The sequence below is a fragment of the Brevibacillus laterosporus LMG 15441 genome (assembly GCF_000219535.2).
GTDB lineage: Bacteria > Bacillota > Bacilli > Brevibacillales > Brevibacillaceae > Brevibacillus_B > Brevibacillus_B halotolerans.
On record NZ_CP007806.1, the window covers coordinates 1043078 to 1059976 of the forward strand.

At 38.6% G+C, this 16899-nt stretch carries 16 protein-coding genes and 2 pseudogenes; 12 read left to right on the top strand and 6 right to left on the bottom strand.

Annotation, left to right across the window (positions count from 1 at the left end):
• Positions 1–43: 43 nt before the first annotated feature.
• Entirely contained in the window at positions 44–904 is an 861-nt protein-coding gene (locus tag BRLA_RS04935; protein ID WP_003335134.1) for a DUF2087 domain-containing protein, read from the bottom strand.
• A gap of 170 nt (positions 905–1074) precedes the next feature.
• Between BRLA_RS04935 and BRLA_RS04940 the strand changes: the two genes are divergently transcribed.
• The 7 genes from BRLA_RS04940 to BRLA_RS04965 all read left to right on the top strand — a co-directional run bounded on the left by BRLA_RS04940 (position 1075) and on the right by BRLA_RS04965 (position 6710).
• Positions 1075–1371: a helix-turn-helix domain-containing protein gene (locus BRLA_RS04940; protein WP_003335133.1), complete on the top strand. Its 297-nt coding sequence runs from the start codon at positions 1075–1077 to the stop codon at positions 1369–1371.
• A gap of 17 nt (positions 1372–1388) precedes the next feature.
• A complete protein-coding gene (locus BRLA_RS04945) occupies positions 1389–2234 on the top strand; it encodes an IS3 family transposase (RefSeq protein WP_158332762.1) in 846 nt (281 codons plus the stop codon).
• Positions 2235–2557: 323 nt separating this feature from the next.
• Positions 2558–3523 carry an ABC transporter substrate-binding protein gene (locus BRLA_RS04950; protein ID WP_236867757.1) on the top strand — a complete coding sequence of 322 codons (966 nt, stop codon included), beginning with the start codon at positions 2558–2560 and terminating at the stop codon, positions 3521–3523.
• 1221 nt (positions 3524–4744) lie between these two features.
• A complete protein-coding gene (locus BRLA_RS04960; RefSeq protein WP_003335127.1) occupies positions 4745–5119 on the top strand; it encodes a MerR family transcriptional regulator in 375 nt (124 codons plus the stop codon).
• A gap of 473 nt (positions 5120–5592) precedes the next feature.
• The gene (locus BRLA_RS23930; RefSeq protein ID WP_003335126.1) at positions 5593–5757 is read left to right on the top strand and encodes a hypothetical protein; all 165 of its coding nucleotides are present in this window, start codon (positions 5593–5595) and stop codon (positions 5755–5757) included.
• Between the two features lie 140 nt (positions 5758–5897).
• On the top strand, positions 5898–6080 hold the full coding sequence (locus tag BRLA_RS22995; protein ID WP_081870799.1) for an SMI1/KNR4 family protein: 183 nt from the start codon (positions 5898–5900) through the stop codon (positions 6078–6080).
• A gap of 135 nt (positions 6081–6215) precedes the next feature.
• Positions 6216–6710 carry a hypothetical protein gene (locus BRLA_RS04965; protein ID WP_003335124.1) on the top strand — a complete coding sequence of 165 codons (495 nt, stop codon included), beginning with the start codon at positions 6216–6218 and terminating at the stop codon, positions 6708–6710.
• 164 nt (positions 6711–6874) lie between these two features.
• Here BRLA_RS04965 and BRLA_RS25205 read toward each other — a convergent pair.
• Positions 6875–7678, bottom strand: a pseudogene (locus tag BRLA_RS25205) (DUF4158 domain-containing protein); the annotation flags it as partial.
• Between the two features lie 437 nt (positions 7679–8115).
• On the opposite strand from BRLA_RS25205, the gene BRLA_RS04975 reads away from it, so the two are divergent.
• From BRLA_RS04975 to BRLA_RS23010, 5 genes and pseudogenes are all read left to right on the top strand, one after another.
• Positions 8116–8667, top strand: a complete 552-nt coding sequence (locus tag BRLA_RS04975; protein ID WP_003335121.1) for a copper amine oxidase N-terminal domain-containing protein — start codon at positions 8116–8118, stop codon at positions 8665–8667.
• A gap of 497 nt (positions 8668–9164) precedes the next feature.
• Positions 9165–9530 carry a hypothetical protein gene (locus tag BRLA_RS04980; RefSeq protein ID WP_003335119.1) on the top strand — a complete coding sequence of 122 codons (366 nt, stop codon included), beginning with the start codon at positions 9165–9167 and terminating at the stop codon, positions 9528–9530.
• A gap of 463 nt (positions 9531–9993) precedes the next feature.
• Complete coding sequence (locus tag BRLA_RS04985) at positions 9994–10815, top strand: arylamine N-acetyltransferase family protein (RefSeq protein WP_003335118.1); 822 nt, start codon at positions 9994–9996, stop codon at positions 10813–10815.
• A gap of 118 nt (positions 10816–10933) precedes the next feature.
• Positions 10934–11089 (top strand): annotated as a pseudogene (locus BRLA_RS04990) (transposase); the annotation flags it as partial.
• Positions 11090–11135: 46 nt separating this feature from the next.
• Positions 11136–11348: an IS3 family transposase gene (locus tag BRLA_RS23010; RefSeq protein ID WP_003335116.1), complete on the top strand. Its 213-nt coding sequence runs from the start codon at positions 11136–11138 to the stop codon at positions 11346–11348.
• Between the two features lie 87 nt (positions 11349–11435).
• Here the strand turns inward: BRLA_RS23010 and BRLA_RS04995 are convergent, their stop codons facing one another.
• The 4 genes from BRLA_RS04995 to BRLA_RS05010 all read right to left on the bottom strand — a co-directional run bounded on the left by BRLA_RS04995 (position 11436) and on the right by BRLA_RS05010 (position 16790).
• Positions 11436–12737 carry a Ger(x)C family spore germination protein gene (locus BRLA_RS04995; RefSeq protein WP_003335115.1) on the bottom strand — a complete coding sequence of 434 codons (1302 nt, stop codon included), beginning with the start codon at positions 12735–12737 and terminating at the stop codon, positions 11436–11438.
• Positions 12712–13824 (bottom strand): GerAB/ArcD/ProY family transporter, encoded by a 1113-nt coding sequence (locus tag BRLA_RS05000; RefSeq protein ID WP_003335114.1) that lies wholly within the window; start codon positions 13822–13824, stop codon positions 12712–12714. Before BRLA_RS05000 ends, BRLA_RS04995 begins: the two co-directional genes overlap by 26 nt.
• A gap of 21 nt (positions 13825–13845) precedes the next feature.
• The gene (locus tag BRLA_RS05005) at positions 13846–15438 is read right to left on the bottom strand and encodes a spore germination protein (RefSeq protein ID WP_003335113.1); all 1593 of its coding nucleotides are present in this window, start codon (positions 15436–15438) and stop codon (positions 13846–13848) included.
• Positions 15439–15803: 365 nt separating this feature from the next.
• The gene (locus BRLA_RS05010; RefSeq protein WP_051876105.1) at positions 15804–16790 is read right to left on the bottom strand and encodes an ABC transporter substrate-binding protein; all 987 of its coding nucleotides are present in this window, start codon (positions 16788–16790) and stop codon (positions 15804–15806) included.
• Positions 16791–16899: the final 109 nt, after the last annotated feature.

Consider the following 16899-nt stretch of genomic DNA (forward strand, 5'->3'; position numbering starts at 1 on the left):
AATCAGCAGTAGGAGCAGGCAGTAGGATCTGCTCCTACTGCTGTTACTCTGCTGGCGGTTGCGGTGTAAATGGAATGAGCCAGTACGAGCTGCCATCTGCCTTGCGATCCATATAGCCATATTCAATTAGATAGCGGCGTAAGATGGCGTAATCTTCGTAGACGGTTGTAAGTATGGCGTTTACCTCTTTTTCAGTATAGAGTGTATTGCGCTTAAAACGACCTACGATATGATGCAAAATTGCTGCTTTGCGCTTTTCTTTAAGTGGAAATTCCTTTATCCTTCCATCCAATCCATTAGGAAAGTACGTCCGTAAGATTTCTTGATATTCTTCTTCCGTCATAGCAAAACGCTCGTCTTGAAATCGAACAGTAGGTGGAACAGCTAGAAAAGGGCTTTTCGGTTCACGGATTTTTTTCTTGGGTGATGCGGTTTCGACTGAAGAAGCAGAGTCGGTGTTTGATTTTGGGAGAGACTGGTTCGCTTCTCCTAGCAATTCCATGATGGCGAGAAAAATCTTGGCCTGCTTTTCCTTCTCTCTTAACATAAAACGATGGTTACGGATAGTGGAATTGCTTCGGCCTGTGCTATTTTGGACAATTTGGGCATCGGTTTGTCCTTCATAAAACTGGGCAAGGAGCTGACGCTGTACGTCGGTTAAACCAGTCACCTTTTTATCCAGTGATAGAAGAAAGTGAAACATCGAGGTATGAGCGTCATGAATATGGTGCTTCATGGCTTTTTTTGCTTCATACCAATTGTCATCAATTGGATAAATAATGCCTTCTTCATAGGTCTGACCACAAACTAGACATGTAAAGCTCTCTTGTTTTTCATTGTAAACATAGCCATTTTTTATTTCTTCCATAGATGATTTCCAAAACAAGTCAGCTAAAATATCCATAGATGAAAACCCCAATCGTTTATTTATTTATAGACATATTAATATCTTGTTTGATTTTAGTCAAGATTAACGTATAAAAACCCACAAAGGCCGTTTGAAGTGCACCCCTTAAAGTAGACATTGGAAAAAGCCCTGAGGTTATCCGATGAACTTTAGGGGGTGTATTTTTCATGGCGGTTAAAGGACAAAAATTTAAAAGTTATCCAGAATCATTGAAAATGGAAGCCATCCGTTTACACATTGAGGAAAGATGGACGTACAAACAAATTGTAGAGCATTTGGAAATTCAGGACAAAGATCGCTTAAAAAAGTGGATGAGAAAGTACAGACAACAGGGTGAGTTTGGACTTCTAGATCGACGCGGACGTCGTGAGGCCTATATTGATCAGGATAGATATGTCCAGAAACTGAAGCACGAGAATGAAATCCTAAAAAAGTGTTTGGAAATCTGGATGCGGGAGGTGTAAGGAAGAAGTATCGAATTGTGGAGAGTTTGTCTACAATATATCCAATTACTGAGGTTTGTAAGGTGTTAGGAGTTTCGAGAAGTGGCTATTACAAGTACCTCTCTACTAGAAACTTGTATAGGGATAAATCGATGAAAAAACGGATCAGAACGATCTATGAACAAAGAAAAGGAATATATGGATATCGTCGAATTCAGGCCGAACTGTTACGCCAATTTGGTTGTAGGGTTAATCATAAGAAAGTATTACGCATCATGCAAAATCTGGGACTTAAATCCATCATTCGCCGTAAACGTTCCTATATGACTGCCCATCAAGCAAAGGTATCGGATGGACGTGTTGCAGATAATTTACTCAAGCGTGATTTTACCGCTCAAGAGCCTAATCAAAAATGGGTAACTGACGTTACCCAATATCGAATTGGTGAGGAACGTATCTACCTTTCTGCAATCAAAGATTTATGTACGCATGAGATTATCGCTTATCATATCAGTACTCGAAATGACAATGCGCTTGTTCTAGAGACTTTTAGGAAAGCATTTGAAATGCAAAAAGACGTGACTGGTTTGATCGTTCACAGCGACCAAGGCTCCCAGTACACGTCCCATGCATACCACGACATGCTGCCTACGGTTGGCGCCCAAATCAGCATGTCCCGACGGGGCAATTGCCTAGACAATGCCTCGATAGAAAGCTTCTTTTCTCATTTGAAAACCGAAGCCCTATATCCCTATGATATACGAGATCTTCAAGATGCTCAAAGGAGAATTGAAAATTACATTTATTTTTACAACGAAGAACGTCTTCAACTGAAGTTAAATAAACTGACGCCTAGTGAATTTAGGCGTCAGTTAGCGGCCTAACGGCCGGGGCTTTTCTTACTGTCTACAAAACGGGGGCTTGACCAAACATGATAGCGGGGCTCTTTTTCGTCAAGGCTTCCAATTACTCGTCAAAGGATTCGACAAGGATACATGACGAATTATTCTTGGAGGGGATAGCACTGAATTAAGGTGCAAATGTTAATAGAGGGATAGCAAAATTGAAAATATGTCAGATTTTTATCGTGTGAAAAAGGGGGTTGCATGGCAGCAAGTTTTCTCGTATGATCTTGATGATAATAATTATCAATATCATAATGCAACCGAAGCGGTTTTGCAAGCTTCCGAGGAGAGGACATGATAACATGCGGCAAACACAAAAACGATGGAGCGCCATGCTCCTGATTATGCTAGTGGTCGTCGTTTTGAGCGCCTGCGGCAAGCCCGCAGCAGAGGGCGGAACACAACAAGAAGGAGCAGACAAGCAGGCAACGGAACAAGCCCGCACGATCACGCATATGAAGGGGGAGCGTGTATTTGAGAAAGCGCCGGAGCGCATCGTTGTACTGGATACCCAATATCTCGACCAGTTGACAGCACTTGGTCAACGTGTGGCAGGCAGCGCGGTTGCGACGAATGAAGCAACGCCGTTCCCCGCTTATTTGGTAGACAAAATTGGCGATGTCACGCAGATCGGCTCGAGTAGCGGGGTCAACCTGGAGGCGGTATTGGCGCTCAATCCGGACGTTATCATTTGCACCGAGTTCCAGAACGAGATTTACGACGCTTTGGACAAAATCGCGCCAACGTTGATGTTTGAGCGCAACGAGGACTGGCAAAAAACAATCGTGACATTGGGTCAATTGCTTCACAAGGAAAAAAAAGCCGAACAGGTGATCAACGACTACAACAAGAAGGTCGCTTCCTTGAAGGCCGATCTGGCCAAAAAAATGGGAGACGAGACGGTAGCAATGATTCGTCCGCGTGACAAACAGATCCGGATTCATACGACAGCGCACCGGACGTCGCAGATTTTGTATCAGGATTTGGGGCTGAAGGCGCCGGCGATGGTTCTCGATGATAAAAATACGAGTGCGATGATCAATCTGGAAGTGATGCCGGAATTGAACGCAGACCATCTGTTTGTGTTGACGGACAACCAGTATCAGCAGTTGACCGAGGAATTTGCGCAGACAGCGGTTTGGAAAAGCTTGAAGCCTGTGCAGAACAAACAAGTGTATACGGTCAATACGACGACGTGGATCGTCTATTACGGTCCGCTGGCGATCAACCGGATTGTCGACGAGATTGCAGCATCGCTACTGCCATAAGAGAATCAAGACGCCGCTCAAACCACGGGAGTGTGGATTGAAACACCATAATTGGGACTGGTGGCCCAAATAACTGTTTATCGCTCCTTACACAAGAGCGCGAATTTTTTGTAAGTCATCACAAATAAGCCTTCCTGTAAAAATAGGGAAAGGCTTATTTGGTTTGCCGAACTGGTTCTTTATATGTGACTAATATGGGAAGACTTCCATCAAACAGTGAGTATGCAAGAAAGATCAAAAAACAAAAGTAATGGTGTCAATGGTTTTCACGTCATCTAGAACTGAAATCCAGAGCCAGTAGCGATAATAAGGTCAATTCTTATTGAATCACTCCTTAGGATACCTATTTTTTATTTCTGTTTTTTAAGATCAGTCTTGTTATTAGAAACACTAATACTAGAACTACAAGGCCTAAAAGGAAATAAGTTGGACCAATTCCTCCCATATATACTAACCTCCAATAATTGTGTGATTTTCCTTAATTATGTAACAAAATCAATAATTAAACAATTTACAAAAAAGGAGAAGTTAATATTTATAAGAAAACTTTGGGTTCCCGTATTGTCTGTGGCACTTTTACATCCGTAATAGATTTACTTCTAATTATAGGTTAGGTAAGGAGGTTACTAGCGTAAATTCATCTGCTTATTTTTTTGAAAAAATTATTTTTTTGAATATAGGTTCTAAAATAAATCCAGCAACTAATAAACCGAGTCCATTTGCTATCATATTACTTGGAATGAACATATTAAATAAATAAATAAATAAATAAATCATACTTCCGTAAAGTATAATTCTTAATGTTATCATTGCAATATTAGACATATAATTATCTCTCCTTTTAGCTTGAATATTAAAAATAATACCAGATATCCCCAATTTTGTTTGATAATGTTTTTAAGTCTAAAGAACTTGTAAAAGTTGAGTCCGGATCTCGCTCTGCTCTGTTTTTCTACTATGTTCGGTTTTAAGATGTTAGGCAATTAACCAGGTCAAAAAATTATTCGGTTTTTTAAAGAAAAAAATCCAGGAATCCGTCAACTGCACGTATTGTTTTCTTACAAAAAAACGAACAAAAAAATGTGACATAGTATATAAAGCGTGAGCCTTCTTACTTCTGCCATTAGGCACTTACCAGTAGGTTTAATTAATCTGCTGGTAAGATTATAAAAAGGATTTATTCATTCTCGCTAGAAGCTAGTACAGCGAGGTGAGAACGATATGGATAATGGCTTTGAACGGACTTATTGGGCAAATGATGTAGCTGAATTATTAGATATATCAGTAAGTGCTTTACGAAAATGGTCATTACGTTTAGAGGCGGAGGGTTACTGCATCCTTCGCGATGAACATGACAGGCGTGCCTACCGTGAGCGTGATCTGATAGCGTTACGAACGATGCAGGATTTTTTGAGAAATAAAATGAGTATGGAGAACGCATCAAAAGCCGTATATACCATGTATTCTGACCAACAAAGAACGGATGAAGTGCAGACAAGCGTTCTTCACACAAATAGGAGTTCCAATGAACGTCTTTTGGAAATAGAAAATAGGAATGTGATGCCATCAATTCATAAATCCTTTAAGAGGAATTAATTCATTAGATTTATAGATTACTATGCTTTTCTATCCATCTTCTGTCTGTTCCGCATACTATATTTTGTAAGATCATTATCGCATTGTAACCATGTTTCAAGTAATATTTCATCTAATAATTATTTCTTTACGACCCACTCTAAAAAGAGAATACAAAATCCTTGCTACTTAAAATATCCATGAGAAAATCGATCAAATGGCTCCTGAAGGACTCAGTACAATGTCGCTCAAAGAAAGCATCAAATCTCTTACAGTTCCAATTCCTAAATTATTTTCGAAACTTAACCTGTTACTTGTGATTTTCTGAACAATAAATTTTAAAAATTAGAACGATTCTAAATTTTGTATTATGGTAGCATTCGTTTTCTAAAAAAATTCAGAAAAAAGTGTCGAATGAATGGTAACCATTTCATCTAGAGTTCGTCATTATGATAGAGTTAAACACCTGTAACTACTAAAAAAGAGGTGTAAGAATGAAGAAACAAACATGGAACAGAACCATTTTTATGGTAACCGTGTCGCTCTTGACAACAAGTATGATCACGATAGGACCAGAGGTAACTTATGCATCAAAAGGACAAGCTAGTTCTATTGGAGCTGTACTCCTGCGGTGGCTGAGCCTGACTGGGAGCATTTAGGAATGTGACTTTACCTGATAGTTATAAGTGGCTATTAAAGGAGTATAGCTAAGTTAGTTTTGAAGGTTTAGATATTGATGGAATTGGTTTAAACGATGTTCATAAGTTTAGACAACACAATGGATTAGAAAGAGTACGATATACCAGACGGCTATGTTGTATTTTTTGAGCCTGGAGCTGATTGGATTTATTGTTTGGATACAACCCAACTGGACAATGGCGAATGCCCAGTTGTTGCATGGTATCAAGGTCAAGAAAAAGGCGAAAAAGAAGCTGACAATTTATTTGAATTTATTAAACAACAATTAGAGTTAACCGATTAAGTTATATTATTCAATTAATACGAGCGCGATAACGGAGTTGATGAGAGCTATCCTCTTTCTTTATACGTTTCTCAATTTAAGGGCAGTAAAGTTGAGGAGGAAAATGCTGGAAATATAAGTCGAGGAGCGATAATTTTGTATTTATACCATACAGTAATAGAACAAGATAGCGATATACATATAAATCCACAAAACGCTTTAAATGAAGGGCTAAATATTAGAACAGTAACGAGGCTGTACACAAATGGTGGTGATTTATATCCTGAAATTACAGACCGTTTCAAATCGATAAATTCACCAAAATGGATTGATTTTAAAATTGCATTTGGTGCAGAGTTGGTTCCACCAACCAAGCCCTATCTTAGATTTCCTACTTTTAGCGACAAGATATTAGTTTTCAATCAAGATATATCAAGTGATTTGTTCGCCTATATAGAAGATGAATATATGGAAGAGGAGACTGGCGGAGGATACTTTACGGAGGGACTACCTTCAAAAGAAGATTTAGTAAGTCAATATTGGGAAAGTATGTTGACCATCGAAGAATACTTAAATTACAAGCCATATAAGGAACCAGAAATTTTAATTTTTGAAACAGTCCCTGCAAAGTTAATTGAGTATATAAAATAAATTGTTGTTGTTCAACTATCAGGGGCAATTGTGGGTATGGGGAGAAGCTACCACTGCGTGTGCTCGATTCATTGTACCAAAAATTAAACAACTTTATTTTTACACCTGAAAAAGTTGATTTATATAACCGAAAATATGTTGTCACTAGGGTCCAAATTTAAGCGTAATTCGTCCAATAAATCAGCTAAATAATCAATAACTTCTTCATGACGATGCGAAAATAAAATGGCAAGAAGGGTATAGCGAATGAGTGCAGGGTGTGCACACAATTCTGTCACTGTCTAGTAGCTGCACGAAGTCGATATTTCTTTACTAATTTCGGAGTCAAATGATGAAATAATCTTGAAGGAATGTGTAGATGCCGAATCGCTAACAATTTTTTAACTTCCATTTCCATGGTGTTTACACTTGGTTTGCTGGGAGAAGATAAAAGTTGACGAAAAGTTAAAATATCTGATTCCTTTTCCTTATGAAACTCTTCTTCAAAACCTTCTTGTGATACCTCATCAGCATAAGATTCCAGAACGCTTTAAACTTCCATTTGAAAGAGGCTCGACTTTCCACTTACGAAACAGACTGTATGCCTGACCTTTTAAATAGTCTGTTTCGTGTGTAAAGTGAACTTGTTCGGTTAACCAATCTGTCAAAAGATCATTGTCCTTTGCCGTAAGTTCTCTAAAGCCGAAAGATTCCCTAATTTGCTTTCGATGATAAGTAAAATTTCTTTCCTCTGCTCCCAAACAATATTCTTCAAAAATATCTGCGGATATTTCCAATTGATGCGCTATATATTCAGCCATGACTTTGGGAATATCTTGTTTCTTGGACGGAAATCTTGTCTCTTGTTGAAAGTACTTTAATAATACTGCAAATCCTAAACGACTTGCCCCTGTTTTATTACTAATCAGTTTTCTTTCAATTGGTAAAATTCCAAAGTGTTCCAGTAGTTCATCCCAATTTTGTTTCATAAATCCTCTTCCCCTAAGTAATTACTAATTTGAGTGTAATCTATTGATTAGAGGGTGAAAACAATACTTTGCGGTCTAGAGCAGCTACCCTGTCATTAAGCCTATTTGAAGGAGGGAGACAATTGAGGGAATATCTAGACGATTTTGTTGATGGATAATATGTATCCCCACTTGTAATTACTGAAAATTATAAGAGATCTCCGTTACAAGACGATAAAAATCATAAATGTTATCGATGGGTGTGGGCGAGTTACGCGGGGTATAAGATTTTATGTAGTAAACAGATGTGTGTTCGGGAGCAAACAAAAAATCACGCGACTCCATCTATTGCCGAAGGAAGTAATTGACAATTAGATATCTCTAAAGTATATCTATATAGATATGAAGAAGTAGGAAATCTTTGTATTTTCCATTTGTTTTAAAAGGAGGAAAACAAAATGTTTAAAAGAAGTAATGCTGCAAAACTAACTGTGTGTTTGGCTCTCATGTGGATGATTGCTATTCCGAAAACAGTAATGGCATTTAAATCGATGCAATATGTGGAGGTAAAGAAGCCAATAACAGTAACGGAGCTTCAACCACAGCACCATGTGGAGGTAAAGATAAATGGTTCGGTAATTAATTTTCCAGATGCTCAACCATACATCGATTCAAGGAGTAAACATACCATGGTACCAATTCGATTTGTAAGTGAAGCATTGGATTTGGGTGTGGGATGGGAGTCGGAACCTAATCAAGCTGTTTTGCTATATTATGAAGAAGAAAATATCGTTGCACTAAATGTTGGCGCAAACCGTGCAAACGTAGACGGTGGTTTTTTTACGTTTGATGCAGCTGCAGTAATTAAGGACGATCGTGTTTTTGTACCTCTAGAATTCTTTAGTAAGATTTTGGGGGCAAAAGTGGAATGGGTTCAGAAAGATAAGATGGTACAAATTACTAAAGGTAAGATTGTTGGTGGTATCCCCGTACATTTAATAAATAACTAATTTTAGGTTGAATACATATAAAAATAAACAAAAAACAATAGCACTTATAATTTCCTTACTCATTTTCCTTTAATTGGTTTGTACAATTTAACAAGAACAAACCTTTTCTATGTAAACTTAGTAGGTTTATTAATCAACAGTTTCATGTTATTTGTAACAACTAAAACATTGTACAAAAAAGTGGTTTAAGTCGAATGTCAACGTTAGTAGTAGAGTGTGAAACCTCCAGATTAATATAACGTATTACTAGAAAAGGTTATTTTTAGGAGGTGTACGATGCCCGAGTTCAATTTAATTCCCAAAGATGGTATGGTACAAATATTATCTTATGCTATGGAATTTGGATGGCCACTATTTCTAATTTCTGGTGCAATAATAGGGGCCCGCCAACGATGACAGCTTAGCGTTTTTTCTTACTCAAGCCCAATGTCCGGGAGGTATAACCCGGACCACCGAAATACGCAACGCGATAAACAACAAGCACTGGAGGGTAAAGTATGGCCCGAGAAGTACTATTTGATGATGAAGGTGTAATTTTAAAATTAACAGGAGCGACTGGATTTTTCGCAGTAAAGTTCAATCTTAAAATGCCCTATAGTACAATTAAAAGTGTATATGTTGACTACTTCAATGCTCCACAATGGATGCTTCGGATGCCTGGAACCTCCCTTTCAGCACTTAATATTTTTGAGGGGAGTTTTAAATACGCAGATGAGTGGTACTTTCTCTCCTATGAGAGAAGAGAACCTCTGTTAATAATTGAGTTGGAAGGGCATGAGAAGTATAATTATGTGATTTTTGAGATAGATGACCCTTCAAGTGTTGCATCAGATATTCGGAAACGTATAAGAGCAAATATCTAATTCAGTCAGTAGCTCAAGGATATAAAAAATTTCAAGGCGCTTAACTAAGCGTCTTTTTATTTTGCCCATCGTTGGGCTTCTGAAGTTCGGTAGGAAACTACCACAGCGCGACGGACTTCGAATGATGGTCAAAACCAACTATACGTTAAAGGAATAGCGTCAGGAAATGCGGATTTACAACGATAAGCCTATCCCTCGATATAAATATACTGTTTTAACATCGTTAAGATATTTGAGACAAGTTATATGATACAAGAGTGAAATCTTTGTTCTCAAGATTTCACTCTTGTATCAATAGGGTTTACTCTATGGGGACAAACTGGGGAAACGTGATACACAAGACTTCTTATTCTTAACGATGTAAAAGAGCAAAATACTGATGTTAGCCCTACTTGATTATATATTTTAAAGGTGTAACATATAATTAATGGATTATTTACCTATAAATGGAAGGTGGTATACGATGTTAACCGAATTACAAAAAAATTTTTTCTCCCGGTTACAGATATCTCCAAAAGAAGATGTAACCTTTGAAGATTTACATGGAATTCTTTTGCAAATGGGATATGTACTACCCTATGAAAATTTAGACGTTATGGACAAGAATATCCGAAAAATTTCTAGAGAAAATGTCCAAGAAAAATTACTATTAACCCATTGCGGAGGACTATGTTACGAGCTTAATTCCTTATTATATTATTTTTTAATTGATTGTGGATTTGATGTCTATCGAGTATCTGGTACGGTTTACGATTTAGGGAGTGGTAAGTGGAAACCTGATGATGGGCATGTGATTATTATTTTAAACTATAATAATCAGAAATACATTATAGACGGGGGGTTTGCCTCACATCTTCCTTTATATCCAGTCCCATTTAACGGGGAAGTCATCTCATCTCAAACAGGAAAATACCGTATTCGTAAACAAAATACTGAAAAAGGAACCTACCTACTAGAAATGAAAAAAGGAGAAAATGGGGAGAGCGCCCAATTCCTTGATTCTGAACCTACAAATACATGGCGCACTGGATATGCATTTACATTAGATGAAATAGATACAAATAAAGTAAATGTCATACAAAATATTATTGTAGAGCACCCAGAATCTCCATTTAACAAAGGGTGTATTATCAGTAAATTAATTGAAGGTGGGCATATTTCACTTACTAAACGAAGTTTTACAGAAACCAAAAAAGGCCAAAAAAGAAAACGAACCATAAATGAAGAAGAGTATCATCAGATTCTTACAGAAGTATTCCGAATAAATACTTCGATAAAACTTTAGAAAGTGGCTAGCTTAATCTTAAACCAACTCATATAAAAGTTCTCTACCATGGAGTTAGTATAGTTTCATGGACACCTCTTAGTTAAGTCCTTACAATGAAAAGAGGAGATGAGTCCGGATGGAACATAAAAAAACGAACAAGAGATACAATCAAGATTTTAAAAGAACAGTGGTAGATCTTTATCACTCTGGTTACTCTGTAAAGGAATTATCTAGCGAATATGGTATTTCAGAAGTCACTATTTACAAATGGATCAAAGAATTTACTCCTCTCGGAGAAGCAGGACAATCTATTGCCTACGGTTGGCGACCAAATCAGCATGTCCCGATGGGGTAATTGTCTAGACAATGCCTCGATTGAAAGCTTCTTTTCTCATTTGAAAACCGAAGCCCTATATCCCTATGATATACGAGATCTTCAAGATGCTCAAAGGAGAATTGAAAATTACATTTATTTTTACAACGAAGAACGTCTTCAACTGAAGTTAAATAAACTGACGCCTAGTGAATTTAGGCGTCAGTTAGCGGCATAACGGCCGGGGCTTTTCTTACTGTCTACAAAACGGGGGCTTGACCACGTGACCCTGTGGGTTTTGTTTTTTATCATGTAGTCTAGGCTATTAATGTTTTGAGCCTTTTAAACCGAATTCTCTAACATGCACTTTTACTTGAACATCAATAGGAATTTTGCTGAATTCATCATCCCAATTCTGTTTCATTTTTTCCCACACATCTGGATAGTGAACAGATAGGGCCTTGTGAAATCCCAAAACATCTATTTTCCATTTTTTTTGGAGCTTGTTAAGCGTGTTTCTCGTTAATTCCTTGATTTTTTTCTCAAAAGCTTCTCCAGCCTTTTGAAGATAGCTGTCTTTAAAGCTATTTTCCGTTTGAGACCAATCCTCGCCAATCCGTCCATTCAGATTTATCTGTACAGAAAATGAGACTTTTCCATTTTGGACTTTGGGCGTTATCTTACTTGACACGGTACGAATTTCATAGATAATCATGTTGTTATTTGGAGGCATACTCGTTTTAATCAGACCTGCGTGCTTTTCCCATTTCGATTTTCCACTTCCAATGAGCAGATTGGCACCGCGTACCTCTTTATCGCCTAACCATCCGATCATTTTTCCTGTGTCACCTTTAATAAGAGCAGCCCCTGATATCTTTATGGTCTTGTTTAATGGCTCTATGCGAGGAATCATAAAGCTATTTTTCATTGTCATATTCTCTGAAATATGCCCAAGTGAAGCAGGGGTGGCGATATCTAAGCTCTTTCTAACATTATCTATAATACTAAGGATTTCGATTGCAGGAAGCGCTTCATTAAGTGGTTTTTTATTCAGTATGTCAATAGCTCGACCTTTGGCTACCACAACTAGTACAGTTCTGCGTAATTCTGTGTCGCGCAAAAAGTACTCTAGCATTTTGTTCAGGCTTAATTTTTTAGCGATAGCTTCCCCAATCACCATCGTTTTGACATGCAGAAAAAACGGGGGGCGGGAGCTTTTGGTAGCAAAATTACGGATTATTTCAAAGAACGAGTTCCCTTCACCTGAAATATTATAATAGGCTTGCTTCTGGGTACCAGTTACTTTAGCAGTGCCAACCAGAACCTTAGGCAACACATTTTGATGAGTTAAGAGAACGGAGACTTTTTGTTTGACTTTTGTTTCTGGGCTAGAATCATCTTTCTGCTGTGAGGATTCAGAGCCAGCGTCAGATGAACCAGCTTCGTCCTCCTCTTGATTTTGCTGTGATTCAGAATGGTTTTCCTTCTGGGGAGAATCAATTCCAATTCCAATGACCATACCCAAATCTTCAATTTCCTGGCGATCCCAACACCCCGATATCAATAGGGTTAGAGAGAGTGTGAGCACACATGCCACCCAATTATGTTTGTTTTTCTTGTTGGGCATTGGCAGGTTTCCTCCATTTTGACAGGGTTAACAATAAAATCGGAATGACACCGGATGTTATTACTGAAGCGTAGCCAAGCTGGGTGCCTATAGAAAATGCTTGGTCTAAATTTTGCGGTACCATGGCGAATGCATACATAAGCGGGGTCAACAATACTTGTAGCAAAGGTAGCCGTATCGGTACAAGCAGACTTAAACCTAGACTTACCAAATAAAAGCAAAAGACAAAAGTAGTAAAAATACTAAATACCCAGATGACCATAAAAAACAATTCATAGTGTTCAAAGAAGGCCCCGGGAAATTCGATCTGCTTGACGAACTCCATCGTGGGCCAAGTCAGCGTTTTCACCTCATGTGCAGTCAGGGTTCCTACTACCATCAGGGTAATTGTAGTATAGATCAGGGTGGCAAAGCCAAGACCAATCACTACACTTTTCGAGGAATCCCCTGGAGATTTCATCATATAGGTCAAAAACATAATGGCCTCGAAACCCATGTAGGAGGGGGAAGTGGCTGGCAAGCCTTGGAGCAAAGGCATCCAGCCGTGATGCAGAACTGGCAATAAATTATCAATATGGAAGCTTTGATAATTAAGGAAGGTTATAGAAAATAAAATAAGGATCGTGACAGGAAAAAAGAGAAGGAACAGACGCACAATAGGGTGTGCACCTCCGAGTACTAAATATAACCCTGCCAGTAAAAAACAGATGATCGTCACATGAATAGGCGTTTGATCTAATAAAAAATGACGAATAACCTCAGCTTGTACCCGCGCTTCATAGACGCATAAGAAAAAATAAAAGACGGAGTAGATTAGGATTATCAGTGAGCTTACCCATTTTCCTGCGATAATTTGCGTTATTCTATAAAAGTGATACGAGGGGTACTGTTGGCTTAATTTGGCGCAAAAATAGCCAGCTATCATTGCTAAAATTCCCCCAGCCAGTGCATCAATCCAGACATCCGCTGTTCCTACCGCTTCAACAGCAACACGTGGTAGAGTCAGAATAGATACTCCAATGACCATAGATGCAATAAAAGAGGACACATCAAGACCAGAGAATTTAGGCTGGAAATTAAGTGACATTCTTTCTCGTACCTCCTTTGTTTAGTTCCTTGTAGAATTGTCCCGAGGTTTTTTCTTTATTCTTTTCGTATCAAGCGGTTGAAAAATTTGAGGGCGCCTCACTAACAATTTTTGAGGCAGGCGCAAAATAAAATCTTTCCAATCCTTGGTCATGATCGGTGTTAAAGGTGCTAGATAATCGACACCGAAGCACTTGAGCTTTACCAAATGAGAGGTAATAATAATAAAGAACAAAATGACCCCATACAAACCTAGAAAGGCAGCAGATAGCATCATTCCAAAACGTAAAAAACGAATGACAACCCCTGCTTCATATTGAGGAATAGTAAATGATGAGATAGCAGTAAGAGCCACCACCACGACCATAATCGGACTTACAATCCCTGCTTCTACAGCCGATTGTCCGATAACTAAACCACCAACAATTCCAATCGTTTGCCCTAAAGGTTTAGGGAGGCGTAAGCCCGCTTCACGCAGAATTTCGATAGTAATTTCCATGATTAATGCTTCAATGATAGTTGGAAAAGGTACACCTTCTCGTGTTCCAGCAATCGTAAAAGCGAGCCGCATAGGAATCAGCCCTTGATGATAAGAGACCAGTGATACATAGAGAGAGGGAAGAAACAACGAGATTAGCACACAAATAAATCGTAAAAATCGCAGGATCGACCCGATATACCAAAGCTGATAGTAGTCATCAGGAGATTGCAGCAGCATGGGATAGGTAACGGGAACAATTAAGGTAAAAGGTGTTCCATCGATTAAAATGGATACTCTTCCTTCTAATAAAGCAGCCTCCACACGATCGGGTCGTTCCGTGCTTTGAATCAATGGAAACGGCGACCAAGGATCATCCTCAATCAAATGCTCGATATAGCTGGATTCTTGTAGATCATCAATCATAGTGTTGCTCACGCGACGTATTACCTCATCTACTAAAGCAGGGTTTGCAATTCCTTCTATATAAGAGATTACTACCTTTTTAGGAGCAACCTCCCCAATTTCTTGGGAAAGGAAGGTTAATTTAGGATTTCGTATACGATGGCGCAATAGGGCAACGTTATCAGCGATGGTTTCTACAAAGCCAATCCTAGGTCCCCGAATAACTGATTCTGTGACCGGTTCTTCCATGGAACGTGAGGGAAAATAGGCTGTATCCAGTAGAAAAGCACAATCATATGAGTCGATTAATAGTGCCGTATATCCACGAAGAATATCCTCTATACAATCAGAGGGCCGTGCATACGTTTTTACTTTCCGACAAACGGCAAGTGTAGTAACGAGTTGCTCGATGGAAGGAGCTGTCGTCGCTTCTGCATTTGTCTGAGCAGATTGGTCCTTTACCTTTTTTAGATTAGAGGTAAAAGGGGATAAAAACTCCTTCCATTGTTGTTTATCAATAATTCCCTCTACATAGAGAATCGCCGCTTTTTTTTGTATTTGATTCAGGTAGATTTCGCGTGTGGAGACATCGAAGCTTTTTCCAAAAACATCTTGTAATTGACAAAGAGATAGCGATAAATCCGATGAAAAGGGAGCACTTTCTTTTGAATTGTTTTTGGCAGACAAATGCTTCTGTCGTATCTGTTTTGCGCGCTGAAAAAAAGTGGACATAATTAACCCCTTGTATCGCAGTAATAAACCAAAGAGTAGTCAGATACCTAGCTTTCTGGCAGTCAATAGGAAGTATTTGTATTTTATAGGTAAAACATGCAGGCTCGCGTGGAAGTCCCTTTTTTAATGTGAATCGACAAGGTGCCCAGACTGCTTATATACTCCTAGATAGGCTCCACTTATCAGAAAACCGGGATGCAGTAAAACCCCATGTAAGGTTGTCATATATACGGTTATACGGTTTGATGACGGATAGCTTCATAAATAAAAAAGGTGTCTCCACTGTCCTCCTAGTTAGGAGCTACAGGGATTCACCCAGTTTTAATATGTTCCTTGCTTTTTAAATGCTTACTTATGCATGGAACCTACAATTTTTCAACGAAGCCTAAAAACTCATCTAGCATTTTATTAGCAGCTTTGATACCACCAGACGTGTTCCAAATAATTTCGTTTACTTGGAAAGCTGTATTTTTCTTCGCTACATTAAGGCTTTGGAAGAGTGGATCGTTCATCCATTCTTGTTGGTTCTTGGTTCCGCCTTTTTTCTCATCATAATCTGCGTTAAAGAAGAACATGACATCGCCGTCTAAATCATTAATACGTTCTTTCGTAACGACTTCCATAAAGTTATCTTTATCTTGCGATGCCGGACGGGCAACACCTAAATCCTTGAGCATTACGCCAGCGAACGTGTCTTTTTGATAAATACGTACTGCATTTGGCAAGAAACGTACAATGGATACTTTTATATTAGCTTTGTCGCCCAGTTTTGCTTTAATCTCTTCCACGTGCTTATCATAAGCAGCCATGGATCTTTTACCCTCTTCTTCTTTATGTAAAGCTTTTGCGTATAACTTGAAGTTTTCTTTCCATTGACCTGCTAAATCGTCAGAGAATACAGTAGGTGCAATGCTTTTCAATTGATCGTAGATTTTCTCCTGACGGCCCTTGTTTCCAATGATTAAATCAGGCTTTAAGGATGCAATTAGCTCAATGTTTGGCTGAGATTCATAGCCTAGCTCGGTTACTCCATCCATTTCGCTTTTAATATGTGGATACCAGCCATCGCCAACACCTGAATTAACAGCACCTACTGGTTTTACTCCAAGTTCTAAAAGTGCTTCTGTGCCTTCATTGGTTAAAATAACGACTCGTTGCGGGGTCCCTTTTATCTCTGTTTTGCCCATCGCGTGTTCTATGGTGTAAGAATCACCTGATGCTGTTGCTGATTCTGCTTTTGCAGGAGCTGATGTTGCAGTGTTGGTTGTGCCGCCGCAACCGGCTACAAGAAGAGAAAACACCATGCAAAGTAGCATCAATGCGGGAATCTGAAACCATTTTTTTTGGACCATGAATTGATTCTCCCCTTCATTGTTTTAAATTTGGAAATGATTAAATGATAACAATAATCATTATCAAATATATTTTATATACAATAAATGGTACATGTCAACATAATTT